The following is a 26,226-nucleotide window of genomic DNA, read 5'->3' as shown; positions in this document are numbered from 1 at the left end:
GACTGCAGCGCCTCAGGCGGCCGTGTCTGGCGCGAGGCCCGGTCCCTGGTGGAACACCAGGTCTTCCACCACCACGCCGCCCACCAGGTGCTGCGACAGGATGCGGTCCATGTTCTCCGGCGTGACGTTGTAGTACCAGGTGCCGTCGGGCTGCACGCACATCACCGGCCCGCCCTTGCAGGCCGCGAAGCAGCCGACGCGGCTGCGCTTGACGCGCAGTGCACCCTCGTTCAGGCCCGCGGCCTTGAACTTGTCGCCCAGGCTGTCGAACAGGTCCTGCGAGGCGCCGTCGGGGCTGCAGCGCGGTCCCGTGCAGACCAGCAGGTGGCGCTTGTAGCCGCCGATCTTGGGCTTGACCACCTCGCTCATTCCTGCGTCTCCTCGAGCGGCGCGGCCGCGGGGCTTTCTTCTTCCTCGGCCGGTGCGGCCAGCACGGCCTCGATGTAATCGACGGGCAGGCGGTGCTGCGCCGCCAGCGCGGCGGCGCTCGCGCCTTCGGCATGGTCGGCGCGCAGGTTGGCCATCCAGCCCAGCAGGCCGGTCGACAGCGAGCGGCCTGGCTTCTCGCCGCTGCGCGTGTTGCCGCCATCGTCCAGGTCGTACTTGTTGGCATAGCCGCGCGGCGTGACCATGAGGCCGTGCTGCACGAAGGTGTGGCTGTTGCCGATGAGCACCGTCGTCAGCATGCCGATGTCGCACTCGCTCATGTGGGCAAGCGTGGTGAACTCGATGCGCTCGCGCCGGCGGTAGGCCGACTTGACCACCGCCACCGGCGTGTCCGGCCGCCGGTGCCGCAGGAAGAGCTGCTGCGCCTGCACGATCTGCTGGGTGCGCCGCCCGCTCTTCGGGTTGTAGAGAGCCACCACGAAGTCGGCCGCCGCCACCGCGTCGAGCCGCCGCGCGATCACGGGCCAGGGCGTGAGCAGGTCGCTCAGCGAGATCGAGCAGAAGTCGTGCGTGAGCGGCGCGCCCACCAGCGCCGCGCAGGCGTTGATGGCCGACGCGCCGGGCACCACCTCGACGGCGATGTCGGAGTCCGGCGTCCAGCCGGCCTGGAACAGCACCTCGTAGGTCGGGCCGGCCATGCCGTAGACGCCGGCATCGCCGCTGGAGATCAGCGCCACCTTCTTGCCCTCGCGGGCACATTCGAGCGCATTGACCGCGCGGTCGAGCTCCTCGGTCATGCCCTTGCGGATCACTTCCTTGCCCTCGAGCAGGTCGGCCACCAGCTTGATGTAGGTGCTGTAGCCGACCACCACGTCGGCTTCGGCGATCGCGGCCAGCGCGCGGCCCGTCATGTGGTCGTGGTGGCCGGGCCCGATGCCGACCAATGAAATCTTGCCGCTCATGGATTCACCTCCAGTGCCGGCGCGGTGCGCGAATTGCCGAACGCAGCGGCCAGCACCGGCCGCAGCCAGCGCTCGAAGGCCAGGCCGCAGGCCACGCCCGTCGAGGCCCAGAAGCTCAGCGAGATCCAGGTGGTCACCCAGATGAAGCGCGCATCGAGCGTCCGCAGCGCGGCCTGTGCCTCGGGCCCGAAGCCCGCGAAAGGATCGCCTGCGGCCTGCGGCGCACCCACCACGAAAGGCAGCGCGAGCCAGGCCGCAGCCGCGGGCCAGCGCAAGGCACTGCGCAGGCCCGCGAGCGAGATGCAGGCCAGCGCCGCGCCGGCTGCGGCCAGCACCCACCAGCCCTGGCGCGAACCCAGCCGGGCCGCATCCATGCCGGGGATCTCGGCCGGCAGCCCGAGCGACGGCCAGAAGTGAAAGCTCAGCCAGCCGGCGGCAGACACCAGCAGCGCCAGCGGCAGCGAGCGCATGCGCGTGCCGCGCCAGAGGCAGACGCCCATTGCCGCAAGCACCAGCAGCGCCATGCTGAAGGCATGCAGCATGTTGGCGACCCAGCTCCAGAAGCTGCGCTCGGCGCCGTCCTCGGGCTGCCATTGAACTTCATCCGCGGCAGCGCCGTGGGCATGCGCCGCGTCATGGCCGTGGCCTGCAGGCGCGGCCTTCTGCGATTCGTAGCTTTCGGCCGCCTGGATGATCGGCGTGGCCTGCCACTGCTGCACGCCGGTCTGCACGCTGCCCACCAGCACGGCCGCCGCCAGCGCGGACCAGATCAGTCGTTGGAAGATCATGGGACGCTCCGCGCTCAGTGGCAGGGCTTGACCGTGACGTGGCGCACGTCGTGCGCGGCGTTGTGGGCGAGCGGGCTTTCGGCAAAGGCGACGCCGTACAGGACGAACAGGCCCAGCGCTGCGGCGCCGGCCAATTGCAGCAGCAGGCTGCGCGCCGTGCCGGCATGGGCGAAGCCGCCGGTGTGGGAAGTGGTGTGCGTGGAGGAGGCGTTCATTGCGGGTTCCATTCGAGAGAGTGAGGGTTGGAGTTCATCAGGACATGCGCGCGATCGAGACCGTCGCGTGGCGCCCGTCGGCGCCGCGGTGCTTGTGCTTGGGGACGACCAGCGCCGCCATCGGCAGGCCGCCGCCGGCCAGCAGCGCGGCCGCCTCGCTGACCGAAGGCGTGCCGGTGTGGCGGCGCACCGTTTCCGACGGATGCGGCACGGGCACTTCTGCCAGCTGCGCGGCAGAGTAGAAGCGCAACGCCCAGCCGTGGGCCGCGGCCAGTGCCAGCAGGCCCGGTTCGTCGGCCTTCAGGTCGATGCTGGCTGCCGCCGCCACCTGCGCGAGCTGCGTGCCGATGCCGGCCAGCGCTTCGTCGATCGCCTGCTGCAGCGTGGCCTGCGGCGTGCCGCGGTCGCAGCCCAAGCCGATGGCGTAGCGCACGGTGCTCATAGCGGCGGCCGATAGACGACGAGCCGCTCGGCCAGCGCGCTCCAGCGTTCGGCGCTGACTTCGGCCTGCGTGATCCACAGCACGGCCTTGAAGCGCGCGAGGTCGACCTCGTCGAAGCGCGCGAAGCGGTGGATGTTGGCGGGCAGGGGCGTGGGGCGGGTCCACCAGCCGGCGCTGCCCGCTTCCTGCACCACCGCAATCGGCTCGCCGTTCACCACATGGGCCGAGACGCGCGTGATGTTGATCTTGGGTGCCTCCACCTTCCAGCCGAGCTCGCGGCCGAGGATGTCGACCGGAATCGTCTTGCCCACGTCCGACGCGGTGGTCAGCACCGGCGTGGCGCCCAGCAGCGAAGCGACCTGCTCGGCCATCGCGTTGGCGCCACCCACGTGGCCCGAGAGCACCGGAATCACGAACTGCGCGGCGTCGTCCACCACCAGCACGCCCGGGTCCTCGTCCTTGCTCTTGAGGTGCGGCGCGATCAGCCGCACCACGGCACCGAGCGAGACGAAGAACACGACCTGGTCGAAGTCCGCGAACAGCGCTGCGATCTCGTCGCGGAAGGCGCCCGCGTAGGCGCGCACCGGGTTGGGCAAGCCGGCCATGAGCGGCGCGAACTTGTCCGCCACGCACACGCTGGCCTCCGGCAGCTGGCGGGCCAGGCCGGCGGCCTGCTGCGCGCCATGTTTGGTGATGGCCACAAGCACCACACGGGGTGCGGCTTCATTCGTCATTCGGGTTGTCCTCTTCGATTTCGGTGCTGGTCTTCTTGCGGCAGCCGCGCACCAGTTCGCCGCGTTCGCGGCCGGGGTTCTTCACCAGCAGCAGCGACAAGTAGTTGACCTTGCTGCCCTTCAGGCTGGCCACGTCGTGCACGATGCGTTCGACCGGCGAGCCGGCCTTTTCGATGAAGCGGCTGTGCGCGAGCAGGCCGCGCCGCGCCAGCAGGTCGATCAGGTCGTCGAGCAGCGGCTTGACCTTCATGAGCACCAGCGTGTCGAAGTCGTCCAGCATCTTCTCGACCGCCGCAATGCCGTAGGCCGCCGGCACGATGGCCACGGTGTCGTCCTGCTCCGAGAGCGGCAGCTGCAGGCGCGCGCAGGCCGCGTTGAACGAGGTGACGCCGGGCACCACGTCGATGCGCGCGGCCGGGTCGAGCTCGCGCAGCACGCGCGCCAGGTAGCAGAAGCTCGCGTAGGTGGAGGCATCGCCCTCGACCAGGAACAGCACGTCCTGCCCGGTGGCCAGCAGCGCCTGCACGGTCTCCGCGGCCTTCAGCCAGTGGCGCGCGAGCTTCTCGGCGTCGTGGGTCATCGGGAACAGCAGCGCCTGGTGCTGCGCGGGCGCCGACAGGCCGGCGCGCAGCGCGATGTCGAGCGCGTAGCTTTCCTTGCGCAGGCTGCGCACCGGGTAGGTCCAGACCGCATCGGCGCGCGTCAGCAGGGACCAGGCGCGGCGCGTGATCAGGTCCGGATCGCCCGGGCCGAGCGATACGCCGTGGAGCATGCCGGGTGCCGTCATGCCACACCGCCTGCTTGCGCACAGACCAGCCACACCGGGTTCTCGGCCGCGAGCCGGTGCATGTGCAGGATCGGCTTGCTGCGCGAGGCCTGCAGCTGCAGCACGTCCCAGGCCGCGCCCTGCGCCTTGAGCGCCTCGACCGCAGCCGCGAGGTTCTCGATGGTCACGAAGTTCATCACCAGCCAGCCGCCCGGCCGCAGGCGCCGCAGCACCAGCGCGATGAGCTCTGCCAGCTCGCCGCCGGAGCCGCCGATGAAGACCGCATCCGGATCGGCCCAGGCCGCCAGGCCCTCGGGCGCCTTGCCGTGCACCAGGCTGTGGTTGCTGATGCCCATGGCCTGGCGGTTGCGCGCGACGATGGCGCTGTCGTCCGCGTTCTTCTCGATCGCGTAGACATGGCCGCGCCAGCACAGCCGCGCGGCCTCCAGCCCGACCGAGCCGGAGCCCGCGCCGATGTCCCACACCACGCTGTCGGCGCGCAGCTGCATGCGCGCGAGCGAGACGGCGCGCACCTCGTTCTTGGTGATCAGGCCCTTCTCGGGATGGCGCTGCTCGAAGCTCGCATCCGGCAAGCCGAACAGCACCTGCGGCGCGCGCAGCCGCGTGCGCCAGAGCAGCACCACGTTCGGATCGGCAAAGCGCATCTGCGCCGCGGCCGTGATGCGCATGCCGCTGACCACGCGCTCCTCGGGCTGGCACAGGCGCTCGGCCACGGCCATCTCGAAATCGTCGGCCAGGCCTTCGGCCACCAGCATGCGCGCGATGCGGTCGGGCGTGTTGTCGGGGCTGGTGAGCACGGCCAGCCGGTCGTGCTGGCGGATGTCGCGCAGCAGCGCATAGAGGCCGTGCGCGGGCGGCGAGCCGGGGAGCCAGTCGCCCGCATCCTTCGCATGCACGGAGGCAAACTTCATCTCCTGCCACGGCAGGCCGAGCCGCGCGCAGGCCAGCTGCAGCGTCGATACGTTCGGAATGACCTCGATCGCCTCGATGCACAGGCGCGCGGCCAGGAAGGCCGCAATGCCATGGCACAGCGGATCGCCGGTGGCCAGCACGACCACGCGGCGCTCTTCGGCCTGCGCGGCGCGGATCCATTCGGGCACCTGCGACAGCGCGCCCGTGAGATCGCGCTGCACCGCGCCGGGCGCGATGTGCGGCGCGAACAGCGCCAGCGTGCGCGCGGCGCCGATCACCAGTTGCGCCTTTTGCAGGTGGGCCATCGCGCCGCGCCCGAGGCTCGCATCGCCGTCGTCCAGCACGCCGAGGATGCGGCATTTGTTGGTCATGTTGTTGTTCTCGCTGTCGTTCACGGGGCCTCCGCGATCTTTCGGCCTTCGAAGTCGCAGACCAGCACCTTCAGTTCGAACTGGTCGGGGTAGCGCGTGCGCAGCGTCTGGATGACGCGCTGCGCGAGCGCCGTGTGAAAGGCGGTGCCGAGCCCGAGCGCGTCCATGCGCTCGCCGGCATAGCGCGCGGTCTCGTTGCCGCGGATCGCATCGCACACATCGGGCGGCGCGCCGAGTCCGGCGGCCAGGTCGGCCAGCAGGCCGGTGTCGACCTCGGCCCGGCCGGCGTGGGTGATGGTCTCGCCCTGCGCGATCTTGGTGAGCTTGCCGACCATGCCGCCGATCACCACCTTCCGGATTCCGGCCTTGACCGCGGCGCCCATCGCGTAGCGCAGGAAGTCGCCCATCTGCACGAAGGCCGGCTCGGGCAGCTCCGGCATTTCGGCCATCACGAATTTCTCGGTGCGCCCGCCGGTCGTGAGCACGACCACGCCATGGCCCAGCGTGCCCGCCACCTGCACGCCCTGCACCACGCTCGCGCGGTAGGCGGCGGTGGAATACGGCTTGACGATGCCGGTGGTGCCGAGGATCGAAATGCCGCCGAGGATGCCCAGGCGCGCATTGAGCGTCTTCTTGGCCATCTCCTCGCCCTGCGGCACGGAGATCGCGACTTCGAGGCCGACCTCGTCGAGCAGCGCCGCGCCCACCGCGCGCACGTTCGCCTCGATGTTGCGGCGCGGCACCGGGTTGATGGCCGGCCCGCCCACGGCGAGCCCGAGGCCCGGCATGGTGACGGTGCCCACGCCGGTGCCGCCGGCCAGCACCACCTGGCCCGCCAGATCGGGCAGCAGGCGCACGTCGGCCGTGAGATGGGCCTTGTCGGTGCAGTCGGGGTCGTCGCCGGCGTCCTTGATGACCATGGCGTGCGCGCTCGCGCTGTCGACGCGGCCATCGTGTACCGCGAAGCGCACGAGATCACCGTTGGGCAGCAGGCACTCGACGTGGTCGGGCACCTGGCCCGTGACCAGGCCGATCACCGCCGCGCGCGCCGCCGCGGCCGAACACGCACCGGTCGTGAAACCGGTGCGGGTGCCGCGGGGCGCGCCCTTGTCCATCATGCGGCGTGTTCGCGCGCCTCGGCCAGGCCCAGCAGCGCGTGGATCGCGGCCACCACCAGCGTGGAGCCGCCCTTGCGCCCGCGGATCACGATCCAGGGCACCTCGTCTTCGAGCGCGGCCAGGTCCTTCGATTCGGCCGCCGACACGAAGCCCACCGGCATGCCCACCACCAGCGCGGGGCGCGCGCCCTCTTCGCGGATCAGCCGCACGATCTCGATCAGCGCGGTCGGTGCATTGCCGATGCCGACGATCGCGCCGTCGACCAGCCCGAGCCGGTGCGCCTTGCGCATGGCCTGCACCGCGCGCGTGGTGCCTTCGGCCATCGCCTGCGAGATCACGTCCGGGTCGCTGATGAACTGGTGAGTGCCCATGCCGAAGTGCGCGAGGCGCGGCGCCGAGAGGCCGACGCAGATCATCTCGACATCGGCCAGCACGCGGCTGGCGCGCGAGCGGATGGCGGCAATGGCGGCGTCGACTGCCTCCGGGTGGAAGTCGGTCAGGCCGTTGAAGTCGAAGTCGGCGTTCGCATGGATCATGCGGCGCACCACGGGCCACTGGTCGGCCGTGTAGGCATGCGAGGCCACCTCGCGGTCGATCACCGCGAAGGAGTCGTGCTCGATGGCGCGGCCCGCCGCGGTGAGCTGCTCGGTGACGACGTTGGCCGCCGGGGCGTGCGTCGGCTTCATCGCAGCGCCGGCACCGCGTCGTGCGCATGGACGTGGCCATGCGCGTGGTCGTGATCGTGGTCGTGGTCGTGGCCGTGCGCCGCCGCATCGCCATGGTGGTGGCCGCCCAGCCCGTGCTCCACCGCAAAGTCGCGGAACTTGCAGCCGTCGCAAGGCATGAGCGCGGCCGGCGCGCCGCGCCGCAGGTCGTCCACGCGCTGTTCGAGCAGCGCGAAGATCTCGGGCTCGAAGCCGAAGTAGCGCGTGGAAACGAAACGGATCGTCGGGTACTGCGCCTTCAGGTGCTCGACCTGGCGCGCGATGCGTTCGACCAGCGTGCCGTTGAACAGGTAGTAGGGCAGCACCACCACCTGCTTCATGCCCAGCAGGCCCTGGCGCTGCACGGCCTTCTCCAGGCGCGGGTAGGTGATGCCGGTGAAGGCAAGGTCGACCAGCTCGTGGTCGGTCTCCTCCATCAGCCAGCGCGCCATCTTGGCCATGTCGCCATTGGCCTGGCGGTCCGACGAACCCCGGCCCAGGATCACCACGCCGGTGGTGGTCGGGTCGGGCATGTCGAGCGCCTGCATCGCGTCCTTGAGGCGGCGCTTGAGGATCGCGAGGATCGGATCGCAGGCCGTGAGGTGCGGCGCGTAGAGGAACTGCACCATCGGGTACTTGAGCCGGGCGCCGTCGATGGCCTGCGGCACGTCCATCTTCACGTGGCCCGCGGCATTGAGGATGAGCGGCACCACGATCACGCGCCGCGCGCTCTCGGCCGCGCGGCGCAGGCCCTCGCTCATCGTGATCTCGGAGAACTCGATGAAGCAGACCTCGATGCGCCAGCCCGGCTGCCGCTCGCGCCATTGCGCGGCAAAGGCCTCGATCTCGTCGTTGCCGGATTTTTCGCGCGAGCCGTGGCCCACCAGCAGAATGGTTTCGGAGTTCATGGGAGTTCCTGGCGCAGGGTTTGGACGGGAACGCTCGCGCGCCGGAAGCGGTGCGTGAAGCTCGCGTCGTAGAGCTTGGATTTGGCGAGCGTGGTCCACTGCCGCGCGCCCAGCGTGGGGCTGGCGATGATCATCGACTGGCTCGCGATGCGGGCCTCGCGGCACAGCGCCTGGATGGTCGCGACCGTGCCGCGCACGATCTTCTCTTCGCCCGGCCAGCTTGCCTTGTGAACCACCACCACGGGCGCATCGGGCGACCAGCCGGCGGCCGTGAGCGCGGCCGTGACCTTGCCCATCAGGGTGATGCTCAGGAAGATGCACAGCGTGCTGTGGTGCGCGGCGAGCGCCTCGAGCGACTCGCCCTCGGGCATGGGCGTGCGGCCTTCGACGCGCGTGAAGATCACGGTCTGCGTGACCTCGGGCAGCGTGAGGCTTTCCACCGCCGCCGCCGCCGAGGCCATGGCGGAGGACACGCCCGGCACCACGCCGATCGGCACGCCCGCCGCATCCAGCGGCTGCACCAGCTCGATCAGTGCGCCGTACAGGCCCGGGTCGCCGGTCTGCAGGCGCACCACGGTCTCGCAGCGCGCGGCCTGCGCGATCAGCCAGGCCGACATCTGCTCGAGCGTCATGTCCTTGCTGTCGGCAATGGCGCAGTCCGGCCGCGCCCAGCGCATGGCGGTTTCGCTCACGAGCGAGCCCGCGAACAGGATCGCCCCGGCGCGCTCGACGAGGCCGCGGCCCTTGACGGTGATGAGTTCCGGATCGCCCGGGCCCGCACCGACGAACCACACGGTTCCCGGCGTCGGCGCACTGCCTGGAGCGATGGCTCGCTTGTTCATGATGATGATTCCTCCGCGCCCGCCGCGCGATAGATGGTCGGTACGACCGGGCGGGGGGAGAGAAATCGGAGGGGCGCCAGTGGATGCGGTTCCGGCGGATGCACACCTGCATCGAGCCGGACGCCATGCGCCGCCCGCCGATCCTCGCCCACCGCAAGGTCATGCGCTGGTCGTCAGGCCGGTCTCCGGGCTCACGAGCGCAGAGCCATCGGCTCTGCAGCAAGACCACCTTCCCATGCCGTTCGCGGCACAGTGGCGCGGGACCGAATCCCGGGGTCTTGCTTCTTGACTCGTTTACCGTTGCGGGGGCAGCGTCGGCATTGCGCGGTGTTCTCTCCACCGCCGCGCACCGACTTCCCGTTTCACCCTGGCCACCCCGCCGTTTACACGGGGCGCCAGGACACCTGACAACGCGCGCAAAGTGTATCAGCCGCTTGCGGCGGGGCGGCGGGCGATCACCTGTCCAGGCCGAGACGCCCGCGCAGTTCCTTGCGGGCCGCGGCGAAATCGCCCTGGTACGCGGGGTTGTTCTGGATCAGAACAGCCGCGCGTCGGCATGGCTCCCGGGTCTGTGTGGGCAGATCAGCGGGCCGGCCGCAGCCGCAGGCCAACCAGGAGTTCGTTGTAGGACGCGGTCACTGCGGCGTTGCCAGGCAGGTAGCGTTCGAGCGCGGCGCCCAGCTCGTCCTGCTCCGAATGGTTCAGCTCGCTCGCCACGCGCCTGAACTCGGCGTGGTAGCAGGGCAGCATCAACGCCGCCGTGAGCGCGTGGACGTCGTTGCCGCGCGCAAGGCGCTCGTTGCACGCCGCGATGCTTCGATAGATGCCGAGCGCCTGCGCGACGCGGTCGTTCTTGCTGCTGTTCCTGCTGTTCCTGCTGTTGCTGCTCATCGCCGGCTCCTTGTGGCGCGCCGTGGTTGGCGCCGCAAGGCAACTCTAGGGACTGGCGAGCGCAGCGGGGAGTAACAAGATCGTCGTGAATCCGGCCTACTCGACCGCGACCTTCCCCTCCTTGACCAGCCTCGCGAACTTCGCCGTCTCCTCGCGGATGCGGGCCGCCATCTCGGCGGAGCTGTCGCCGATCGGGTCGGCGCCGATCGCGCGCATCCGCTCGGCGAACTCCGGCGACTTGATGATCCTGGCCATCTCGATGTGGAGCTTTGCGGTGATGTCCTTCGGCGTTCCGGCCGGCGCGAGCACGCCGAACCAGGTGCCGATGTCGAAGCCCTTGAGCCCGGCCTCCTCGAGCGTCGGCACCTCGGGCAGTACGGCGGAACGCTTGGCGGTGGTGACGGCCAGCGCGCGCAGCTTGCCGCCCTTGATGTGCTGCAGCACGGGCGTGATGGTGTCGAAGGACATGTCCACCTGCCCGCCCAGCAGGTCGGTGGTGAGCGGACCGCTGCCCTTGTACGGCACGTGCAGCAGCTTGACGCCGGTGCTGGCCTGGAACTGGGTGCCGATCAGGTGTTGCGCCGTGCCGTTGCCGTTGGAGCCGTAGGCCAGCTCCTTCGGCGACGCCTTGGCAAGCGCGACCAGCTCGGCCACCGACTTGGCCGGCGTGAGCGAGGCATTGACCACCAGCACGTTCGGCACCATCGCCACCGTGGTGATCGGCGCGAAGTCTTTCTGGAAGTCGTAGGGCAGCTTCTTGTAGACGCTGGTCGCGATGGTGTGGTGCACCGCGCCCATCAGCAGCGTGTAGCCATCGGGCCTGGCCTTGGCGACGTAGTCGGCGCCGAGCGTGGCGCCGGCGCCCGGCTTGCTTTCCACGATCACGGGCTGGCCCAGGGCCTTGGACAGCGCATCGGCGAGCGCGCGGGCCAGCACGTCGGTGGTGCCGCCGGAAGGAAAGGGCACGACCAGGCTGATCGGCTTGGCCGGCCACGGCTCCTGGGCAGTGGCCCAGGGCGCGATGCAAAGGCCGAGGGCCGCCAGGGCGGTTCCCGCGAGGGCGCGGCGGCGCCCGATGGCGAATGGTTGCTTCAACATGTCTTTGTCTCCTGGCTGACGGTCTGCGCCGTGTGTTTGATTGGGTTACGCGAGCCGTGCGCACACGGCCTGCGTGACCTGCGCGGTGGTGGCGCGGCCGCCGAGATCGCGCGTGTGCAGCGCGGGGTCGGCCGTCACGGCTTCGACCGCCTGCATGACGCGCCGGGCGGCCTCGGCCTCGCCCAGGTGCTCCAGCATCATCACGACCGACCAGAAGGTGCCGACCGGATTGGCCAGGCCCTTGCCCATGATGTCGAAGGCGGAGCCGTGGATCGGTTCGAACATCGACGGGTAGCGCCGCTCGGGGTCGATGTTGCCGGTGGGTGCGATGCCCAGGCTGCCCGCGAGCGCGGCGGCCAGGTCGCTCAGGATGTCGGCATGCAGGTTGGTGGCGACGATGGTGTCGAGCGAGGCCGGCCGGTTGATCATGCGTGCGGTCGATGCGTCGACCAGTTCCTTGTCCCAGGTGACCTCCGGGAACTCCTTCGAGACCTGCAGCGCGATCTCGTCCCACATCACCATCGCGTGGCGCTGGGCGTTGCTCTTGGTGACGACCGTGAGCAGCTTGCGGGGCCGCGACTGCGCCAGTTTGAAGGCGAAGCGCATGATGCGTTCGACGCCGGCGCGCGTCATCATGGACACGTCGGTGGCGGCCTCGATCGGATGGCCCTGGTGCACGCGGCCGCCGACGCCGGCGTACTCGCCCTCGGAGTTCTCGCGCACGATGACCCAGTTCAGATCATGGGGGCCGCAGCGCTTGAGCGGGCCGTCGATGCCGGGCAGGATGCGCGTCGGGCGCACGTTGGCGTACTGGTCGAAGCCCTGGCAGATCTTCAGGCGCAGGCCCCAGAGCGTGATGTGGTCGGGAATATGCGGATCGCCCGCCGAGCCGAACAGGATCGCGTCCTTGCCGCGCAGCGCATCGAGGCCGTCGGCCGGCATCATCGCGCCGTGTTCGCGGTAGTGGTCGCCGCCCCAGCCGAAATTCTCGAACTCGAACGTGAAGCTGCTGCCGGCCGAAGCCAGCGCTTCGAGCACCTGCTGGCCCGCGGGCACGACTTCCTTGCCGATGCCGTCTCCGGGAATGGTTGCGATCTTGTACGTCTTCATGGCGATGCCTGCGGGAGGTTGAAAAAGAGATTCCACTGTAAGAAGCAGCAGCCCGCGGAATCGGCGCTAAAGTGAAGCCATTGTTAACCTGAGTTCAACAGTGGGGCCACGATGAGCAGCGCCATCCTTCCGGCCGATCTCGGCTTCTTTTCCACCCTGGCCAGCGCCGGCAGCCTGAGCGCCGCCGCGCGGGAGCTGGGCATCACCACACCCGCGGTCAGCAAGCACCTGGCGCTGATGGAATCGCGCGCGGGCGTGCTGCTGGTCAACCGCTCCACGCGCCGCATGAGCCTCACGCCCGAGGGCGAGCTGTACCTGGAGCATGCGCGCCGCATCCTCGGCGAGATCGACGGCATGGAGGAGCTGCTGGGCGTGTCGCGCGCCACGCCGCGCGGCCTGCTGCGCGTGAACGCCACGCTGGGCTTCGGGCGCAGCCATGTGGCGCCGCTGATCTCGCGCTTCGTGCGCAAGCATCCGGCCGTGGAGGTGCAGCTGCAGCTGTCGGTCAATCCACCGGCGCCGAGCGAAGACCTGTTCGATGTCTGCGTGCGCTTTGGCGCGCCGCCGGACAGCCGCGTGGTGGCAAGGCACATCGCATCGAACCGCCGGCTGCTGTGCGCATCGCCCGCCTACCTGGCGGCGCGCGGCATGCCCAAGGTTCCGAACGACCTGGCCAGGCATAACTGCATCGGCATTCGCCAGGGCGAGGAAGCCTACGGCGTCTGGCGCCTGACGAGCGGCCGAGGCCGCCATGCGCGCACCGAATCGATCAAGACGCGCGGCAGCCTCGCGACCAACGACGGCGAGATCGCCGTGAACTGGGCGCTCGAAGGCCACGGCATCCTGATGCGGGCGGAGTGGGACATCAACCGCTACCTGCGCAACGGCCGCCTGGTGCAGGTGCTGCCGCAGTACTTCACGCCCGATGCCGACATCTACGCGGTGTATCCGCAGCGGCACCAGCTGGCCGCGCGCGTGCGGGCCTTTGTCGATTTCCTGGCGCTTTCATTCACGCAGCAGGTGGCGTCCGGCAAGGCATAGCCGGACGCGCGCGAGCCGGTCGCGGCAGCTCAGCGTGCCATCGCGCGGCACGCGGCTGCGCAATCGCGGCAGGCCTTGGCGCAGGCCTGGCAGTGCTCGTGCTTGTGCCTGGCGCATTCCTCGCCGCAGGCTTCGCAGATGCCGGCGCACAGCGCGCAGATGGCTTTCGCATGTTCGCTGCCGCGCGCCATGGCGGCCGCGGCAAACTGGCAGGCGGCCGCGCAATCCATGTCGAGCGCGATGCACCGGGCCATCATCTGGACGTCGGGCTCCTTCAGGCAGGACGCGGCGCAGTGATGGCATGCGGTGGCGCAGCCGTTGCACGCCTCGATGCATGCGGCGTAGGTTTGATGTGGCATCACTGTCCCCTTCGAGATTCGAGCCGCGGGAGTTCGCTGCTGCTGACGGCCCATGCTCGCTGGCCCGCCCACCGCAGCTGTAGGAAAGGGGCGCGTCGGTGCGTGAGAACGGCTTGCCGCCGTGCAGCACGGGTGAGAATCCGCGGATGCATCCAACCAGCAGCACCTCATTCCTGCAGTCCACCATCCGGCCCGCCCTTGTGGCCGCAGCCACCGCGGCGCTTGTCGCGGGCTGCGCTTCCGCACCGCCCGGGCCGGCGTCGCAGCCGCCGGGCTCCACGGCGAGTCAGCGGCCCGCAACTGCGCCCGCGCCCGCAGCCCCTGACGCTGCCGCGCTCGAGCAGCAGCGCTTCGCCAAATGGGTGGCAGACTTCCGCGCCACCGCACGCGCATCCGGCATCCGCGAAGCCACCTTGCAAAGCGCCTTCGACCAGGTGCAGTTTCTTCCGCGCGTGATCGAGCTGGACCGCGCCCAGCCCGAGTTCACACGCACGGTCTGGGACTATCTCGACAACACCGTCTCGCCCCAGCGCATTGCCACGGGCCAGGACAAGCTGCAGCAGGTGCGCGCCGAAGCCGATGCGGCCGCCGCGCGCTATGGCGTGCCGGCCACCGTCGTCGTCGCCATCTGGGGCATGGAAAGCAACTACGGCGGCAACTACGGTAGCACCCCGGTCATCGACGCGCTGGCCACGCTCGGCTTCGAGGGCCGGCGCGAAGACTGGGCGCGCCGCGAGCTGCTCGCGGCACTGAAGATCCTCGACAGCGGCGACATCGCGCGCGACCGCATGATCGGCTCCTGGGCGGGCGCCATGGGCCAGACGCAATTCCTGCCGTCGAACTTCCTGGCCTACGCGGTGGATGCCGACGGCGACGGGCGCCGCGACATCTGGGGCAGCATGCCCGACGTGGTGGCCTCGACGGCCAACTTTCTCTCGCGCTCGGGCTGGCAGGCCGGCATGCCGTGGGGCGTGGAGATCAAGTTGCCCGCGGGCTTCGACTACGGCCGCGCCGACATGGCCGTGCGCCAGCCGAGCGCGCAGTGGGCGGCCGAGGGAATCACGAGCATGGACGGCCAGCCGCTGCCGGAATTTGCCGATGGCTCGGTGCTGCTGCCCGCGGGCGCGCAGGGGCCGGCCTTCCTGGTCGGGCCGAACTTTCGCGCCGTGCTGCGCTACAACAACTCGACCAACTACGCGCTCGCCGTGGGCCTGCTCGCGCAGCGCCTGGGCGGCGGCCCCGACGTGCAGGCGCCATGGCCGAGGAACCTGACGGCGCTCTCGCGCAGCCAGATCGCCGAACTGCAGGCCGCGCTCACCCGGCGCGGCTTTGCCACTGGCGCGGCCGACGGCGTCATGGGCCCCGCCACGCGCGAAGGGCTGCGCCGCTACCAGCGCAGCGTGGGCCTGCCCGCGGACGGCTACCCGAGCGCGGAGCTGCTGCAGCGCCTGCAGCAGCCCTAGCCGGCGGGCCCCGTTAAACTGGGGCTGGGTGCGGGGCCGCTTGCTTCTTGTTGGCGGCGCCGCAGGTTCATGCGATGGTCGGGCCGCCACGCGGATCAACCACGCCATCCGTCCCATGCAAGAGCCCACCATCCAGTACCTTGCCGCAGCGATCTTCGCCGTCGCGCTCGTCCACACCTTCGCCGCCAAGCAGTTCGAGCGGCTGTCGCACCGCTTTCCCCGCCATGCCGGCCTCTTTCACCTGCTGGGCGAGGTGGAAGTCGTCTTCGGCTTCTGGGCCATCGTGCTTGTGCTTGCGATGGCCCTGGTCGTTGGCGGCGGGCCGGCACTCGGCTATGCGGAGTCGCGCAACTACACCGAGCCCCTGTTCGTCTTCGTCGTGATGGTGGTGGCCGCCTCGCGGCCCGTGCTGCGCACCGTCATGTCGGGCGTGAGCCTTGTCGCGCGGGTGCTGCCGCTGCCCACGCCCGTTGCGGCGGCATGGCTCGGCCTGGCGGCCGTTCCGCTGCTGGGCTCGCTCGTCACCGAGCCCGCGGCCATGACCATTGCGGCGCTGATGCTCGCGCCGCAGATCTTCAGGCCGCAGGTGCCCGAAGCCGTGAAGTACCTCGCGCTGGGCGTGCTGTTCGTCAACGTGTCGATCGGCGGCACGCTCACGTCGTACGCCGCGCCGCCGGTGCTGATGGTGGCCTCGACCTGGCAATGGGACAGCGCCTTCATGCTTGCCACCTTCGGCTGGAAGGCCGCCGTGGCCGTGCTCGTCAACGCCACCGTGGCCACTTTCGTATTGCGCAAGCACCTGCCCGCGGCTTCGAGCGCGCACGCGGCGCTCTCCGAAGCGCCCGTGCCGCCCGCCGTGGCGCTGGTGCACCTCGTGCTGCTGGCCGGTATCGTGCTGTTCGCACATCATCCGGTGGCGTTCCTCGGGCTCTTCCTGATGTTTCTCGGCTACACGCAAGCCTACGAGCGCCACCAGAGTCCGCTCATCATCAAGGAGGCACTGCTCGTCGGCTTCTTCCTGGCGGGGCTGGTGGTGCTCGGCGGCATGCAGCAGTGGTGGCTGGAGCCGGTCGTATCGAGCCTGCAGCCGCTCGCCTTGTTCTTCGGCGCACTGGGCCTCACGGCCATCACCGACAACGCGGCGCTCACCTACCTGGGTTCGCTGATCACCAACATCTCGGACGAATCGAAGTACATGCTCGTGGCCGGCGCGGTGGCCGGCGGCGGCCTGACGGTGATTGCCAACGCGCCCAATCCCGCGGGCGTCGCGCTGCTCAAGCGCGGCTTCTCCGACGAGACCATCGGCGCCGGCGGACTGCTGCTGGGTGCGCTCGGGCCCACGCTGGTGGCCGCCGCGGCTTTCATGCTGTTGTAGCGATGAAACCGCGCATGGCGCGGATCGAAAGGAGACGAGAACATGCGCACGTTCTTTCGCATCGGCTCGGCCGCAGCTGCGGTGCTCGCGGCGGCCCTGGCCATCGGCGGCTGCTCTTCGCATGGCGGTGCTGTTTCATCCAGGAGCGCAAGGGCGGCACCGCCGCCCACCGATTGCCGCGCCTGGGTCGGCGTCGACCGCAACCACGAACTGCCCGGCTACCGGCTGCCGCAGTCCGATGGCCGCACCGCCTGCGTGCCGTTCGGCGTCAATGCCTACCGCCCGCCAGCGGGCTATGCGGACAGCGACTACTACGTCGACGAATTCACAGATGCGCGGCTGAAGGAGCGCTGGCGCGCCTGCAAGGCCGATGCCGCCTGCTTTGCGCGCATCGATGCGCAGATGCAGCGCTGGCTGCCGCCGAACAAGGCGCGCGCGACGCGCTCGACCGGCGTGGTCGATCCTTCCGGCAGGATCGATCCGGAAGGGCCCGTCGACCTGCGGCAGATCCGGCGTCCGGCCTTCTTCGCCAAGGCGCCCTATGCCGAGGCGATTGCGCGCGCCGATGCCGGCACCTTCGTGGTCGAGTTCACCGTGCCGCGCGACAGCTTCGAGCGCATCGACCTGCAGATGGCCGATCCGGTCAAGCTGCGCGGCTGGTACATCGAAGGCCGCGGCGTCGACGATGGCAAGGGCGGCAGGATGCGCGCGCTGGTCGTCATGGCGCCGGGCGGCGGCGGGCAGCTCACCGCGATCCAGCACCCCGACGAAAAGCCCTACCGCATCGACCCGGCCACGGGCCGCGCGGTCGACGTCAAGTTCCCGAACGCCACCACCGAGACCATGGGCCAGCGCTGGTGGCGCGAGAACCTCGATGCGCTCAACCAGGCGGGCTTCGACGTGCTGGCCTACGACCGGCGCGGCGAGGGCATCTCCGGCGGATTCAGCGACACCCACACGCTGGAGCAGGGCGAGGACGTGTTTCGCGTGCTCGCGCAGTTCGACAGCGGCGACGGCCTGCGGCTGCTCACGCCCGACGGCCGCGTGCTCGAAGGCAAGGAGGCGGCCGGCAAGCTGCTGGGCGGCATGAAGTCGACGCGCATTCCGATCCTGCTTGGCGGCTATTCGCGCGGCTCGATGTCGACCGCATGGGCCATGGCCAAGAACTTTTCGGGCGCGTGCAGCTACGACATGCCGGTGCCCGAATGCCAGCCGCCCAAGGGGCTTTCGAACATCAAGGGCGCCATTCTGTTGTCTTCCTTTGCGAGCGGCGCGGGCTACCTGCCCGCATCGCCCGACCTGGCCGATCGCAACCTGTTCCTTGGCGGCATGGCGGCGGACCACCACATCCTTTTCTATCCGAACTCGGCGCCGCTCGCGGGCATGCACAAGTGGCCGGCCGCCTTCTTCGGCAAGGGCCTGTGGGACCGCGCCGAAACACTCGAAGGCACCATCGCCGCCTACGACCGCATTCGCGGTGCGCGCGAAATCGTGGTGGCCCGCGCGCCCCATTCCATCGAGACCTGGCCCGAGAGCGACAGGCAATACCTGCGCGAGCGGATGGTCGCCTTCGCGAAGGTGGCGATCACGGGCGGCACCACCGTGCCGGGCGCAAAGCCCTGGTCCAACCTCAAGGAGCTGGTCGCGACCACGCCTGATTCTTGGGAGCCGTCGTCGAGGCCGAAGGACGGGCAGGACGCTCCCGCCGGTCGATAACTCGCCTTGACTTCTATTCCATGATGTTGGATATTCATCCGGCATCATGGAAACTCAGCCGCCCAGCCTCAACGACCGCATCGCGCAGCGCGTGCGGGACCTGCGCGCCGACCGCGGCCTTTCGCTCGAGGCGCTGGCGGCGCATTGCGGCGTCAGCCGCTCGATGATCTCGCTCATCGAACGCGGCGAAAGCAGCCCGACGGCGGTGCTGCTCGAGAAACTTGCAACCGGCCTCGGCGTTCCGCTGGCGTCGCTGTTCGAGGCGCCGGTGCCTGCGTCGGGGCCGGTGTCCCGGCTGGCCGACCAGCTGCAATGGCGCGATCCGCATTCGGGCTATGTGCGCCGCAACGTGTCGCCCGGCGGCTCCGCATCGCCGATCCACATCGTCGAGATCCTTTTTCCGCCCAAGGCGCGCGTGGCCTACGAAACCGGCGCGCGGGAACCGCAGGTCCACCAGCAGGTGTGGGTGCTCGAAGGAAGCATCGAAGTCACGCTCGGCGACGAGCGCCACCGGCTCGGCACGGGCGACTGCCTGGCGCTGGTGCTCGACCGTCCCACCAGCTACTACAACCCCACGCGGCAGATCGCGCGCTATGCCGTCGTGATCGCCACCTCGCCCTCTTCCTGGAGATGACATGACCCAACCTGCGGCAACAGACTCCGCGCCACGCATCCGCCTTCTCTCCAGCGTCGGCGACGCGCATGTCCGGCAGCTGGCCGACCTGCTCGTCGACTGCGTCGAAGGCGGTGCCTCGGTCAGCTTCATGCTGCCGCTCACGCCCGAGCGCGCCCAGGCCTTCTGGCAGCGCGTGGCCGAAGGCGTGGCAAGCGGCGAGCGCGCGCTGCTGGTGGCCGAAGACGCGCAAGGCATCGTCGGCACCGTGCAGCTGGTGCTCGGGCAGCCCGAGAACCAGCCGCACCGCGCCGAGGTTTCGAAGATGCTCGTGCACCGGCGCGCCCGGCGCCAGGGCATCGGCGCACTGCTGATGCAGGCCGCCGAACAGCTCGCGCTCGAACACCGAAAGACCCTGCTCGTGCTCGACACCTCCAGCGCCGAGGCCGAGCGGCTCTATGCCCGGCTCGGCTGGACGCGCGTCGGCGTGATTCCGGGCTATGCGCTGCTGCCGGGCGGCGCGCCCTGCGACACCACCTACTTCTATCGCGCGCTGGCGCCGCAGGCGCGGTAGCCCGCGGTGCTGTTGCCGCCCGCGGCGCGCGCTGCGGGTGCGGCTGCCGCCCTGCGGCTCGCGGCCGTATGCAGCAGCAGTCCGCCGACCACCATCGCCATGCCGGCCAGCTCGTGAGCCGATGGCAGCTTGCCCAGCGCGACGCCCATCAGCAAGGCCGACACCGGAACGAAATTCAGGAAGGCCGTGCCGGTGACGGCGCCCAGCGTGCGAACGCCATAGTTGAAGGCCAGCACGGAGATGGCGGAGGGCACCAGGCCCACGAACAGCAGCGCGTGCCACGACAGGCGCAGGCCCTCGGCGCTGGGTGCGTGGCTCGCGCCGAAGGCGGTGGCGAGCAGCGCGCCCGCCAGCAGCAGCGGCCACGAAGCCAGCACCGTGAGCGCCGAATACTCGACCACGTCGAGCGCCGGAAAGCGCGCCGCGCCGCGCGTGTACCAGATCCAGCCCAGCGTGCCGGCAAAGGCCACCGCGTCGCCGAAGAGCGTCGAGCCGGCCGACGAGGCGCCGCCAAAGAGCAGGCCCGACACCATGGCAACGCCCGCGAGCGCCAGCGCCGTTGCCAGCAGCGCCAGCCGCGCGGGCCGCACGCCATCGAAGGCCCAGCGCACCAGCTGCGTAGTCATGGGCGTGGTGGCCACGATCACCGCGCCGTGCGAAGGCACCGAGTGCGCGAGCCCGACGAACAGCATCACGCTGAAGACGCCGAAGCCCGCGGCGCCCCGCAATGCCAGCGGCACCGCATGCAGGCGGAGCTTGCGCCAGGGCACCGCGCCGCGCGGCAGCAGCAGCGCGGCGAACAGCAGGGCCGACATGCTGTAGCGGATCAGCGTGAGCCACATGGGTTCGACGTGGTGCAGGACGTCCTTGCCGACAAGGAACATGGCACCCCATCCGGAGGTGGCGAGCAGCAGCGCGGCAATGCCGAGCGGGCGTGGGTTGGCGGTGGACATGGTGTGCGGGCCTCGTTGCATTGAATCGATGGCACCAAGCTTCGGCTTTTCCGCGCCGCGCGGCCATTCGCTTCTTTGGACCAGGGCCTCCGAAAAAACGAAGGGACGCGGGCCGCGCCAGCGCTCACAATTTGCGCCATGGAGCTCTACCAATTGAAGACCTTCGTCGCCATTGCGAAGGAGGGCAGCCTCACCCGCGCGGCCGAGCGCGTGTTCACCAGCGCGCCGGCTGTCAGCGCCCAGCTCAAGGCGCTGGAGGACGAACTGGGCGTGAAGCTGTTCGAGCGCACGCCGCGCGGCATGGTGCCCACGCAGGCCGGCCGCAGCCTGCTCGAGGAGGCCGAGCGCACGCTGGCCTCGGCCATGCGCATGCGCTCGGCCGCCGAGCAGCTGCGCGGCGCGGCGCAGGGCGTGGTGCGCTTCGGCACCGTGGTCGACCCGGTGGCGCTCAGGCTCGGCGAGGTGCTGGTGAAGCTTGCCGAGCGCCACCCGCAGGTCACGCTGCAGCTGCGGCAAGGCCTGTCCTTCGAGACGCTGGCGGCGGTGCAGCGCGGCGAGCTCGACTGCGCCTACGCGCTCAGCGACAGCGAGCAGGTCGAAGGCATGGAGCTGCTGCGCCTCGTGCCGGTCGAGCTGGTCGTGACGCTGCCGCTGCCGGTTTCCGAGGCCCACCCCGGCCTCACGCTCGACGAGCTCACCCGCCTGCCGTGGGTGGGAACGCCGCCCTCGTGCATCCTGCGCACGCACCTCGAGAAGCTCTTCGCGGGCGCCGGCCGCGACTACCGGCAAGGGCGCACGGCCGACAGCGAGAGCGCGGTGCGCAGCATGGTCGCGAGCGGCATGGGCGCCGGCCTGCTGCGGCTCGACCAGGCCGAGCAGGGCCAGCGCAACGGCGAGCTCGCGATCTGGAACGGCTGGCGCTCGCGCACCTGGCTTTGCTGGCTCGCGGCCGAAGGCCGGCATGCGAGCGCCGTCGAGGCGGTGCGCAGCGCGGTGCTCGAAACCTGGACCTGAGCGGCGCGCGGGGAGGCCGCCGAATTTGCAGCGGGCGCGCGCGGCCTGTCATCATTCGCGCCTGCATGACCCAAGAACCGACTCTTTCCATGGATCTGTTGAACCGCGCCAGGCAGATACTGGCCGCCCCGGACGGCACGCTGCCCGGCGCCGCCGCCACGCCCGAGGCCGGCTGCGTGGTACTGATTGCCATGGGCGACGGCACGAGCCGCGCGCGCGTGGTTGCCGGGCGCGCCGAAAGCGCCGAGCAGGCCTGGCAACAGGCCAGCGATGCAGCAGTTGCGCTCGCACAGCGCATCGGCATGCAGCCGCGCCATGTGCGCGTGGAACTGGTCGACCAGGTCGAGCCCATGAGCTGGGGCGCGCTGAAGGCCCGCCTGGCGGGCACCAGGCGCAACTACTTCAACCATGGCGTGTCCTTCGACGCGAAGTTCGAGGTGGCGCTGCTCGCGCCGGAGATCAACGGCAGCGCCGTCTTCTACAACGGCACCGTGGACCATGCCGAGCCCAATCCGGGCAACCTGCGCCTTCATGCGAAGCGGCGCTTCGGTGCCGAACTCGATTTTCCGCAGGATGACGCGGCGCCGGTGTGGTGCTTCACCACGCGCGCGGCCTATGCCGATACCGAAGGCGCGTGGCCGATCACTCCCGCGGGCCAGTCGGCGGGCTACCGCACGCTGCCCGAGTGGGGCGCCGGCCAGGTGCGCAGCCTCGTGGACAGCGCGAGCGACTATCTTGCGGCGCAGGTCAAGCCCACGGGCGAGTTCCACTACGGATGGTTCCCCTGCTTCGACCGCGCGATTCCCACCTACAACACGCTGCGCCACGCGAGCTCGACCTATGCGTTGCTCGAGGCCTGGGAGCTGACCCGCAGCGACAGCCAGAAGGCGGCCATCGACCGCTCGCTGTCGCTGCTGACGAAGCGGCTGATCCGCCAGGCCGAGCTGCCGGGCGGCACGCGCGCGGCCTACCTGCTGGACGTCGGCGACGAGATCAAGCTCGGCGGCAACGCGGTGTGCCTGCTGGCGCTCGTCAAGTACACGGAGCTCACGGGCGATCCGCAGTACCTGCCGCTGATGGAGCAGCTCGCGCTCGGCATCCAGGCCATGCAGGACCCGGCCAGCGGGCGCTTCGTGCACGTGCTCAACTACCCCTCGCTCGAAGTGAAGGACGCCTTCCGCGTCATCTACTACGACGGCGAAGCCGCCTTCGGCCTGATGCGCCTGTACGGCCTCACGCGCGACGAGCGCTGGCTCGCGGTGGTCGAGAAGGCCTTCGAGCATTTCATTGCCGCGGAGCACTGGCGCGCGCACGACCACTGGCTGAGCTACTGCGTCAACGAGCTCACGCGTGTTCGGCCCGAGACGCGCTACTACCAGTTCGGGTTGCGCAACGTGGCCGACTACCTGGACTTCGTGCTGGAGCGCATCACCACCTTTCCGACCCTGCTCGAGCTCATGATGGCCGCGCGCGAGATGGTGGAGCGCCTGGCCGCCGACCCCGCGCTGCGCCCGCTGCTCGAAGGCTTCGACCGCGCCAAGTTCGACCGCGCGCTCGAGCACCGCGCGCGCTACCTGGCCAACGGCTACTTCTGGCCCGAGCTCGCGATGTTCTTCCGCAACCCGGACCGCATCACCGGTTCGTTCTTCATCAAGCACCACAGCTTCCGCGTGCGCATCGACGACGTGGAGCACTATCTCTCGGGCTACGTGGCTTACCACCGGCTGTTGAAGCACCGCGAAGCATCGGGACTCCCGGCTGCGTGCGGAATTCCCCAAGCCACTTCTGCGCCAGCGCCGGCGGACAGTGGCCGCGCGCCCGTCGCGGTCTGGGGCGGCGACGTGAACCTCGGCCGCCGGCTGCACTACCGCCTGGCAGAGCTCGGCGGCCCGCAGGAGATGCTTGGCGGCATCGCTGCACTTCGCGAGGCGGACCTGCGCATCGCCAACCTCGAATGCGTGGTCGCCACCACCGGCGAACAGGGCGTCGAGAAGGATGAGAGCAGCCCCTACTACTACCGCGCCCGGCCCGAGATGCTCGCGGTGCTGGCCGAAGCGGGCATCGGCATGGTCGCCACCGCCAACAACCACAGCGGCGACTACGGAGCCGCCGCGCTGATGGAGCAGCAGGCGCTGCTGGATGCCGCCGGCATTGCGCACGCGGGCACCGGGCGCAACCTGGATGAGGCGCTGCGGCCGGCCATCGGCCGGGCCGGCGGCGTGCGCGTGGCGCTGTTCTCGCTCGACGCCACGCAGCCGCGCTTCGCGGCAACGGCCGATGCTCCGGGTGCCGCCTGGCTGCCGCTCGGCGATCCCGCCGCCTGGACTGCCACGCTTGCGCCGCGCATTGCCGCCGCGCGTGCCGAGGCCGATGTGGTGCTGGTGGCCGTGCACTGGGGCGCAAACCTCGAAACCGCGCCTTCGCAGGCCGAAATCGATGTCGGCCATGCCATCGTCGATGCCGGTGCCGACGCAATTCTCGGCAGCTCGGCCCATGTGCTGCAGGGCATCGAGATCTACCGCGGCCGGCCGATCCTGCACGATGCGGGCGACCTGCTGTTCGAGTCCATCCGCAACGACCTCGGGGATTCCGGTGTGTTCTCGCTGGCGCTGAGTGTGCGCGGTGTCGAAGAGGTGGTGTTCACGCCCATTGGCGTGGGTTTCGGTTTCTCGCGGCAGCACACGGGCGCGCCGGCCGAGGCCGCGAGTGCGCGCTTCGCCGAGCAATGCCGCGCACTGGGGACCGAAATGGTGCCGGTGGCGGGAGGCCGGTGCGCGGTGAGGCTGTCGCCACCCGAGCGGCGGCCCGCCCTCGCCGCCGCAGCGCCCGCCGCGCGCGCGCCTCGCGCCATCAGGCCGCTCCTCGCGCCCCGGCCCGAATGGATGGCCGATGCGGTGCCGCCCGACGCATGGGTGCCGCCTCTCCAGGCCGGGCCGCTGCGCCTGGTGGGCGTGCGTTGCGCGCCGCGCCAGCTCGTCGGGCGGCGCATGCTGTGGGTGGAGTCTTTCTGGACCGCCGACGCGCCCGTAACGGCCGACCTGCGCATCCAGTTCCGCGCGGTCCCGCTGCGCAGCACCCGCATGCCCGCGTGGGGCGAAGGCATGGACCACGAGCCCTGCGACTGGATGTGGCCGACCAGCCGATGGGAGCCGGGCCGCATCTATCGCGACCGCTACGGGCTGCGCGCGCCTCGCGCCGGCCTGCTGGAGAGCGATGTGCTGCAGCTCGAGCTGCGCGTACGCGGCGCGCTGGCTGGGCTGCCGCCCGCGCGCCGGCTGTCCATCTGGTGCGGCCTGCGCGTGCCCGGTGCGCCGGTGCCATTGCCCGCGCGGCCCGCGCCCGTGCCCGCGGCCCTGCATCCCGGTGCCAGCCCGACCCCGGCGCCGGTCTGGACCGCCGAGCAGCTGCAGCGCATCACGGGCGGCCGATGGCTGGTCGAGCCTCCGCCAGGCTGGTTCGTGAACTCGGTGGTGCGCGGGCCGCGCCATCTGCCGCTGCTGCCGCCGCCTGCGCTTTTCGTCGCGGCCGACTACGACACGCTGGCCGCGCACGAGAACTACAGCAAGCGCCTGCCCGGCAATCCGGACCGCCACGCCGACCTGCCGCCGCTCGAAAAAAAGCTGGCAGGCGCGGTGGTCGCGCATGCGGTGGAAGGACTGGCTCCCGACTTTCCGCTGCTGCAGCTGGACGATCCGATCCGCGGAATGATCGCGCTCGGCGAGGCGGCGCGCGCGCGTTTCAAGGGCTTGGTGGTGGGGGTGACCGGCACGGTCGGCAAGTCGTCCACCATTGCCATGCTGCGCGACCTGCTGCCCGAAGCCGCGCGCGTGCACACCACCGTGGACAACTACAACTCGCGCGTCGGCGTGCCGGCCATGCTGGCCAATCTCGGGTCCGATGCGGACGTGTGCATTCTCGAAATGGCGCAGAGCGGCCTGTGGATGGACCGGGGGCCGATCTCGCTGATGGCGCGGCCGCACGTGGCCATCATCACCGAGGTCGGGCTGTCGCAGACCCGCCAGGCCTCGACCCTCGAACAGACGGCGGCCTTCAAGTCGCGCATCTTCCTGGGGCTGGAGCCTGGCGGCGTCGCGATCGTGCCCGACCACATTCCCTGCCTCGCGCAGGTGGTGCGCGCCGCCGCACTCACGGCGGGCGCCATCTGGGTGGTGGGGCCCGGGCCGGACGCCAACATCCGCGTGCTCGACACGCACCCCGAGCCCGGCGGCGGCTGCCGCGTGCGCATTGCGACGGAGGGCCGCAGCTTCGAGTACCTGTTTCCCATCGCGAGTGCCGGGCTGGTGCGCAACTCGGCCCTGGCGTTTGCCGCGCTGCTGGCGATGGGCTTCGATGCGGATGCCGCCTGCGCGCGCATGCCCGGGGTGCGGCTTCCCGCGTCGGTGATGCAGGTGCGCACGCTGCGCACCCGGGCCGGCATCGAGGCCACGCTGATCGACGACAGCTGGAACGCCGAGGTCATGTCGATGCGCAACGCGATGGAGTTCGTGCGCACCTACCGGCGTGCGGACGATGCGCCGGTGCAGCGCAAGATCGGCGTGCTCGGGCGCATCGTGAACCTCGGGCGCGATTCGCAAGCCCTGCACCGCGGCCTTGCCGAACCGCTGCTGGCCTCCGGCATCGAGCACCTGGTGACGCACGGCGCAGAGATGCGCTGGCTGCGCGAGGATGTACCGGCCGGGCTGCTCGGACCGCACTTCGACGATGCCGAGAAACTCGCGGACTACCTCGGCACCTTCCTGCGCGACGGCGACCTGGTGCTGCTGAAGGGCGACCGCGTCGGTTCCGACTTCGGCACCATCCCCCAAAGGCTGCAGCAGCTGTGACACCC

At 70.3% G+C, this 26,226-nt stretch carries 25 protein-coding genes and 1 riboswitch; of the genes, 8 read left to right on the top strand and 17 right to left on the bottom strand.

Features of this window, described 5'->3' with window-relative positions:
- Positions 1-12 precede the first annotated feature (12 nt).
- From AC1DSC_RS12930 to AC1DSC_RS12860, 15 genes are all read right to left on the bottom strand, one after another.
- On the bottom strand, positions 13-369 hold the full coding sequence (locus AC1DSC_RS12930) for a (2Fe-2S) ferredoxin domain-containing protein (RefSeq protein ID WP_012746162.1): 357 nt from the start codon (positions 367-369) through the stop codon (positions 13-15).
- On the bottom strand, positions 366-1,349 hold the full coding sequence (cobJ, locus tag AC1DSC_RS12925; RefSeq protein ID WP_012746163.1) for a precorrin-3B C(17)-methyltransferase: 984 nt from the start codon (positions 1,347-1,349) through the stop codon (positions 366-368). The genes AC1DSC_RS12930 and cobJ overlap by 4 nt, the downstream gene beginning before the upstream one ends.
- A complete protein-coding gene (locus tag AC1DSC_RS12920; RefSeq protein ID WP_012746164.1) occupies positions 1,346-2,137 on the bottom strand; it encodes a CbtA family protein in 792 nt (263 codons plus the stop codon). The genes cobJ and AC1DSC_RS12920 overlap by 4 nt, the downstream gene beginning before the upstream one ends.
- A gap of 14 nt (positions 2,138-2,151) precedes the next feature.
- Positions 2,152-2,352, bottom strand: coding sequence for a CbtB domain-containing protein (locus AC1DSC_RS12915; protein ID WP_012746165.1), 201 nt, complete (start codon positions 2,350-2,352; stop codon positions 2,152-2,154).
- 37 nt (positions 2,353-2,389) lie between these two features.
- On the bottom strand, positions 2,390-2,794 hold the full coding sequence (locus AC1DSC_RS12910) for a cobalamin biosynthesis protein (protein ID WP_012746166.1): 405 nt from the start codon (positions 2,792-2,794) through the stop codon (positions 2,390-2,392).
- Positions 2,791-3,528, bottom strand: coding sequence for a cobalamin biosynthesis central domain-containing protein (locus AC1DSC_RS12905; protein ID WP_012746167.1), 738 nt, complete (start codon positions 3,526-3,528; stop codon positions 2,791-2,793). Before AC1DSC_RS12905 ends, AC1DSC_RS12910 begins: the two co-directional genes overlap by 4 nt.
- Positions 3,518-4,315 (bottom strand): precorrin-2 C(20)-methyltransferase, encoded by a 798-nt coding sequence (gene cobI / locus AC1DSC_RS12900; protein ID WP_012746168.1) that lies wholly within the window; start codon positions 4,313-4,315, stop codon positions 3,518-3,520. The genes AC1DSC_RS12905 and cobI overlap by 11 nt, the downstream gene beginning before the upstream one ends.
- A complete protein-coding gene (gene cbiE / locus AC1DSC_RS12895; RefSeq protein WP_196230432.1) occupies positions 4,312-5,598 on the bottom strand; it encodes a precorrin-6y C5,15-methyltransferase (decarboxylating) subunit CbiE in 1,287 nt (428 codons plus the stop codon). Before cbiE ends, cobI begins: the two co-directional genes overlap by 4 nt.
- Before the next feature lie 20 nt (positions 5,599-5,618).
- Complete coding sequence (locus AC1DSC_RS12890) at positions 5,619-6,716, bottom strand: cobalt-precorrin-5B (C(1))-methyltransferase (RefSeq protein ID WP_012746170.1); 1,098 nt, start codon at positions 6,714-6,716, stop codon at positions 5,619-5,621.
- Positions 6,713-7,402, bottom strand: coding sequence for a precorrin-8X methylmutase (locus AC1DSC_RS12885; RefSeq protein WP_012746171.1), 690 nt, complete (start codon positions 7,400-7,402; stop codon positions 6,713-6,715). Before AC1DSC_RS12885 ends, AC1DSC_RS12890 begins: the two co-directional genes overlap by 4 nt.
- On the bottom strand, positions 7,399-8,328 hold the full coding sequence (locus AC1DSC_RS12880; RefSeq protein WP_012746172.1) for a sirohydrochlorin chelatase: 930 nt from the start codon (positions 8,326-8,328) through the stop codon (positions 7,399-7,401). Before AC1DSC_RS12880 ends, AC1DSC_RS12885 begins: the two co-directional genes overlap by 4 nt.
- Positions 8,325-9,170, bottom strand: a complete 846-nt coding sequence (gene cobM / locus AC1DSC_RS12875; RefSeq protein ID WP_018903601.1) for a precorrin-4 C(11)-methyltransferase — start codon at positions 9,168-9,170, stop codon at positions 8,325-8,327. The genes AC1DSC_RS12880 and cobM overlap by 4 nt, the downstream gene beginning before the upstream one ends.
- 159 nt (positions 9,171-9,329) lie before the next feature.
- A riboswitch (cobalamin riboswitch) is annotated at positions 9,330-9,593 on the bottom strand.
- 159 nt (positions 9,594-9,752) lie between these two features.
- Entirely contained in the window at positions 9,753-10,061 is a 309-nt protein-coding gene (locus tag AC1DSC_RS12870) for a hypothetical protein (RefSeq protein WP_012746174.1), read from the bottom strand.
- 96 nt (positions 10,062-10,157) lie between these two features.
- Positions 10,158-11,159 (bottom strand): tripartite tricarboxylate transporter substrate binding protein, encoded by a 1,002-nt coding sequence (locus tag AC1DSC_RS12865; protein ID WP_012746175.1) that lies wholly within the window; start codon positions 11,157-11,159, stop codon positions 10,158-10,160.
- Positions 11,160-11,204: 45 nt separating this feature from the next.
- The gene (locus AC1DSC_RS12860; RefSeq protein WP_012746176.1) at positions 11,205-12,269 is read right to left on the bottom strand and encodes a tartrate dehydrogenase; all 1,065 of its coding nucleotides are present in this window, start codon (positions 12,267-12,269) and stop codon (positions 11,205-11,207) included.
- Between the two features lie 111 nt (positions 12,270-12,380).
- On the opposite strand from AC1DSC_RS12860, the gene AC1DSC_RS12855 reads away from it, so the two are divergent.
- Positions 12,381-13,310, top strand: a complete 930-nt coding sequence (locus AC1DSC_RS12855) for a LysR substrate-binding domain-containing protein (protein WP_018903600.1) — start codon at positions 12,381-12,383, stop codon at positions 13,308-13,310.
- 29 nt (positions 13,311-13,339) lie between these two features.
- Here AC1DSC_RS12855 and AC1DSC_RS12850 read toward each other — a convergent pair whose 3' ends face one another.
- Positions 13,340-13,669, bottom strand: a complete 330-nt coding sequence (locus tag AC1DSC_RS12850; protein ID WP_012746178.1) for a four-helix bundle copper-binding protein — start codon at positions 13,667-13,669, stop codon at positions 13,340-13,342.
- Positions 13,670-13,815: 146 nt separating this feature from the next.
- Here AC1DSC_RS12850 and AC1DSC_RS12845 point away from each other — a divergent pair, with 146 nt between their 5' ends.
- From AC1DSC_RS12845 to AC1DSC_RS12825, 5 genes are all read left to right on the top strand, one after another.
- Positions 13,816-15,132, top strand: a complete 1,317-nt coding sequence (locus tag AC1DSC_RS12845) for a lytic murein transglycosylase (RefSeq protein ID WP_012746179.1) — start codon at positions 13,816-13,818, stop codon at positions 15,130-15,132.
- 115 nt (positions 15,133-15,247) lie between these two features.
- A complete protein-coding gene (locus tag AC1DSC_RS12840; protein ID WP_012746180.1) occupies positions 15,248-16,507 on the top strand; it encodes a putative Na+/H+ antiporter in 1,260 nt (419 codons plus the stop codon).
- Between the two features lie 42 nt (positions 16,508-16,549).
- The gene (locus AC1DSC_RS12835; protein ID WP_012746181.1) at positions 16,550-18,223 is read left to right on the top strand and encodes an alpha/beta fold hydrolase; all 1,674 of its coding nucleotides are present in this window, start codon (positions 16,550-16,552) and stop codon (positions 18,221-18,223) included.
- A gap of 46 nt (positions 18,224-18,269) precedes the next feature.
- The gene (locus AC1DSC_RS12830; protein ID WP_012746182.1) at positions 18,270-18,857 is read left to right on the top strand and encodes a helix-turn-helix domain-containing protein; all 588 of its coding nucleotides are present in this window, start codon (positions 18,270-18,272) and stop codon (positions 18,855-18,857) included.
- Position 18,858: 1 nt separating this feature from the next.
- Positions 18,859-19,410 carry a GNAT family N-acetyltransferase gene (locus tag AC1DSC_RS12825; protein WP_012746183.1) on the top strand — a complete coding sequence of 184 codons (552 nt, stop codon included), beginning with the start codon at positions 18,859-18,861 and terminating at the stop codon, positions 19,408-19,410.
- Here AC1DSC_RS12825 and AC1DSC_RS12820 read toward each other — a convergent pair.
- A complete protein-coding gene (locus tag AC1DSC_RS12820; RefSeq protein WP_012746184.1) occupies positions 19,380-20,363 on the bottom strand; it encodes a DMT family transporter in 984 nt (327 codons plus the stop codon). The genes AC1DSC_RS12825 and AC1DSC_RS12820 overlap by 31 nt on opposite strands.
- Before the next feature lie 138 nt (positions 20,364-20,501).
- On the opposite strand from AC1DSC_RS12820, the gene AC1DSC_RS12815 reads away from it, so the two are divergent.
- Together AC1DSC_RS12815 and AC1DSC_RS12810 are read left to right on the top strand one after the other, a co-directional pair.
- On the top strand, positions 20,502-21,377 hold the full coding sequence (locus AC1DSC_RS12815) for a LysR family transcriptional regulator (protein ID WP_012746185.1): 876 nt from the start codon (positions 20,502-20,504) through the stop codon (positions 21,375-21,377).
- 89 nt (positions 21,378-21,466) lie between these two features.
- Positions 21,467-26,221, top strand: coding sequence for a CapA family protein (locus AC1DSC_RS12810; RefSeq protein ID WP_062363103.1), 4,755 nt, complete (start codon positions 21,467-21,469; stop codon positions 26,219-26,221).
- Positions 26,222-26,226: the final 5 nt, after the last annotated feature.

It is taken from the genome of Variovorax sp. 01N425, from assembly GCF_056399465.1.
This window is presented reverse-complemented; position numbering and strand designations above follow the sequence as displayed.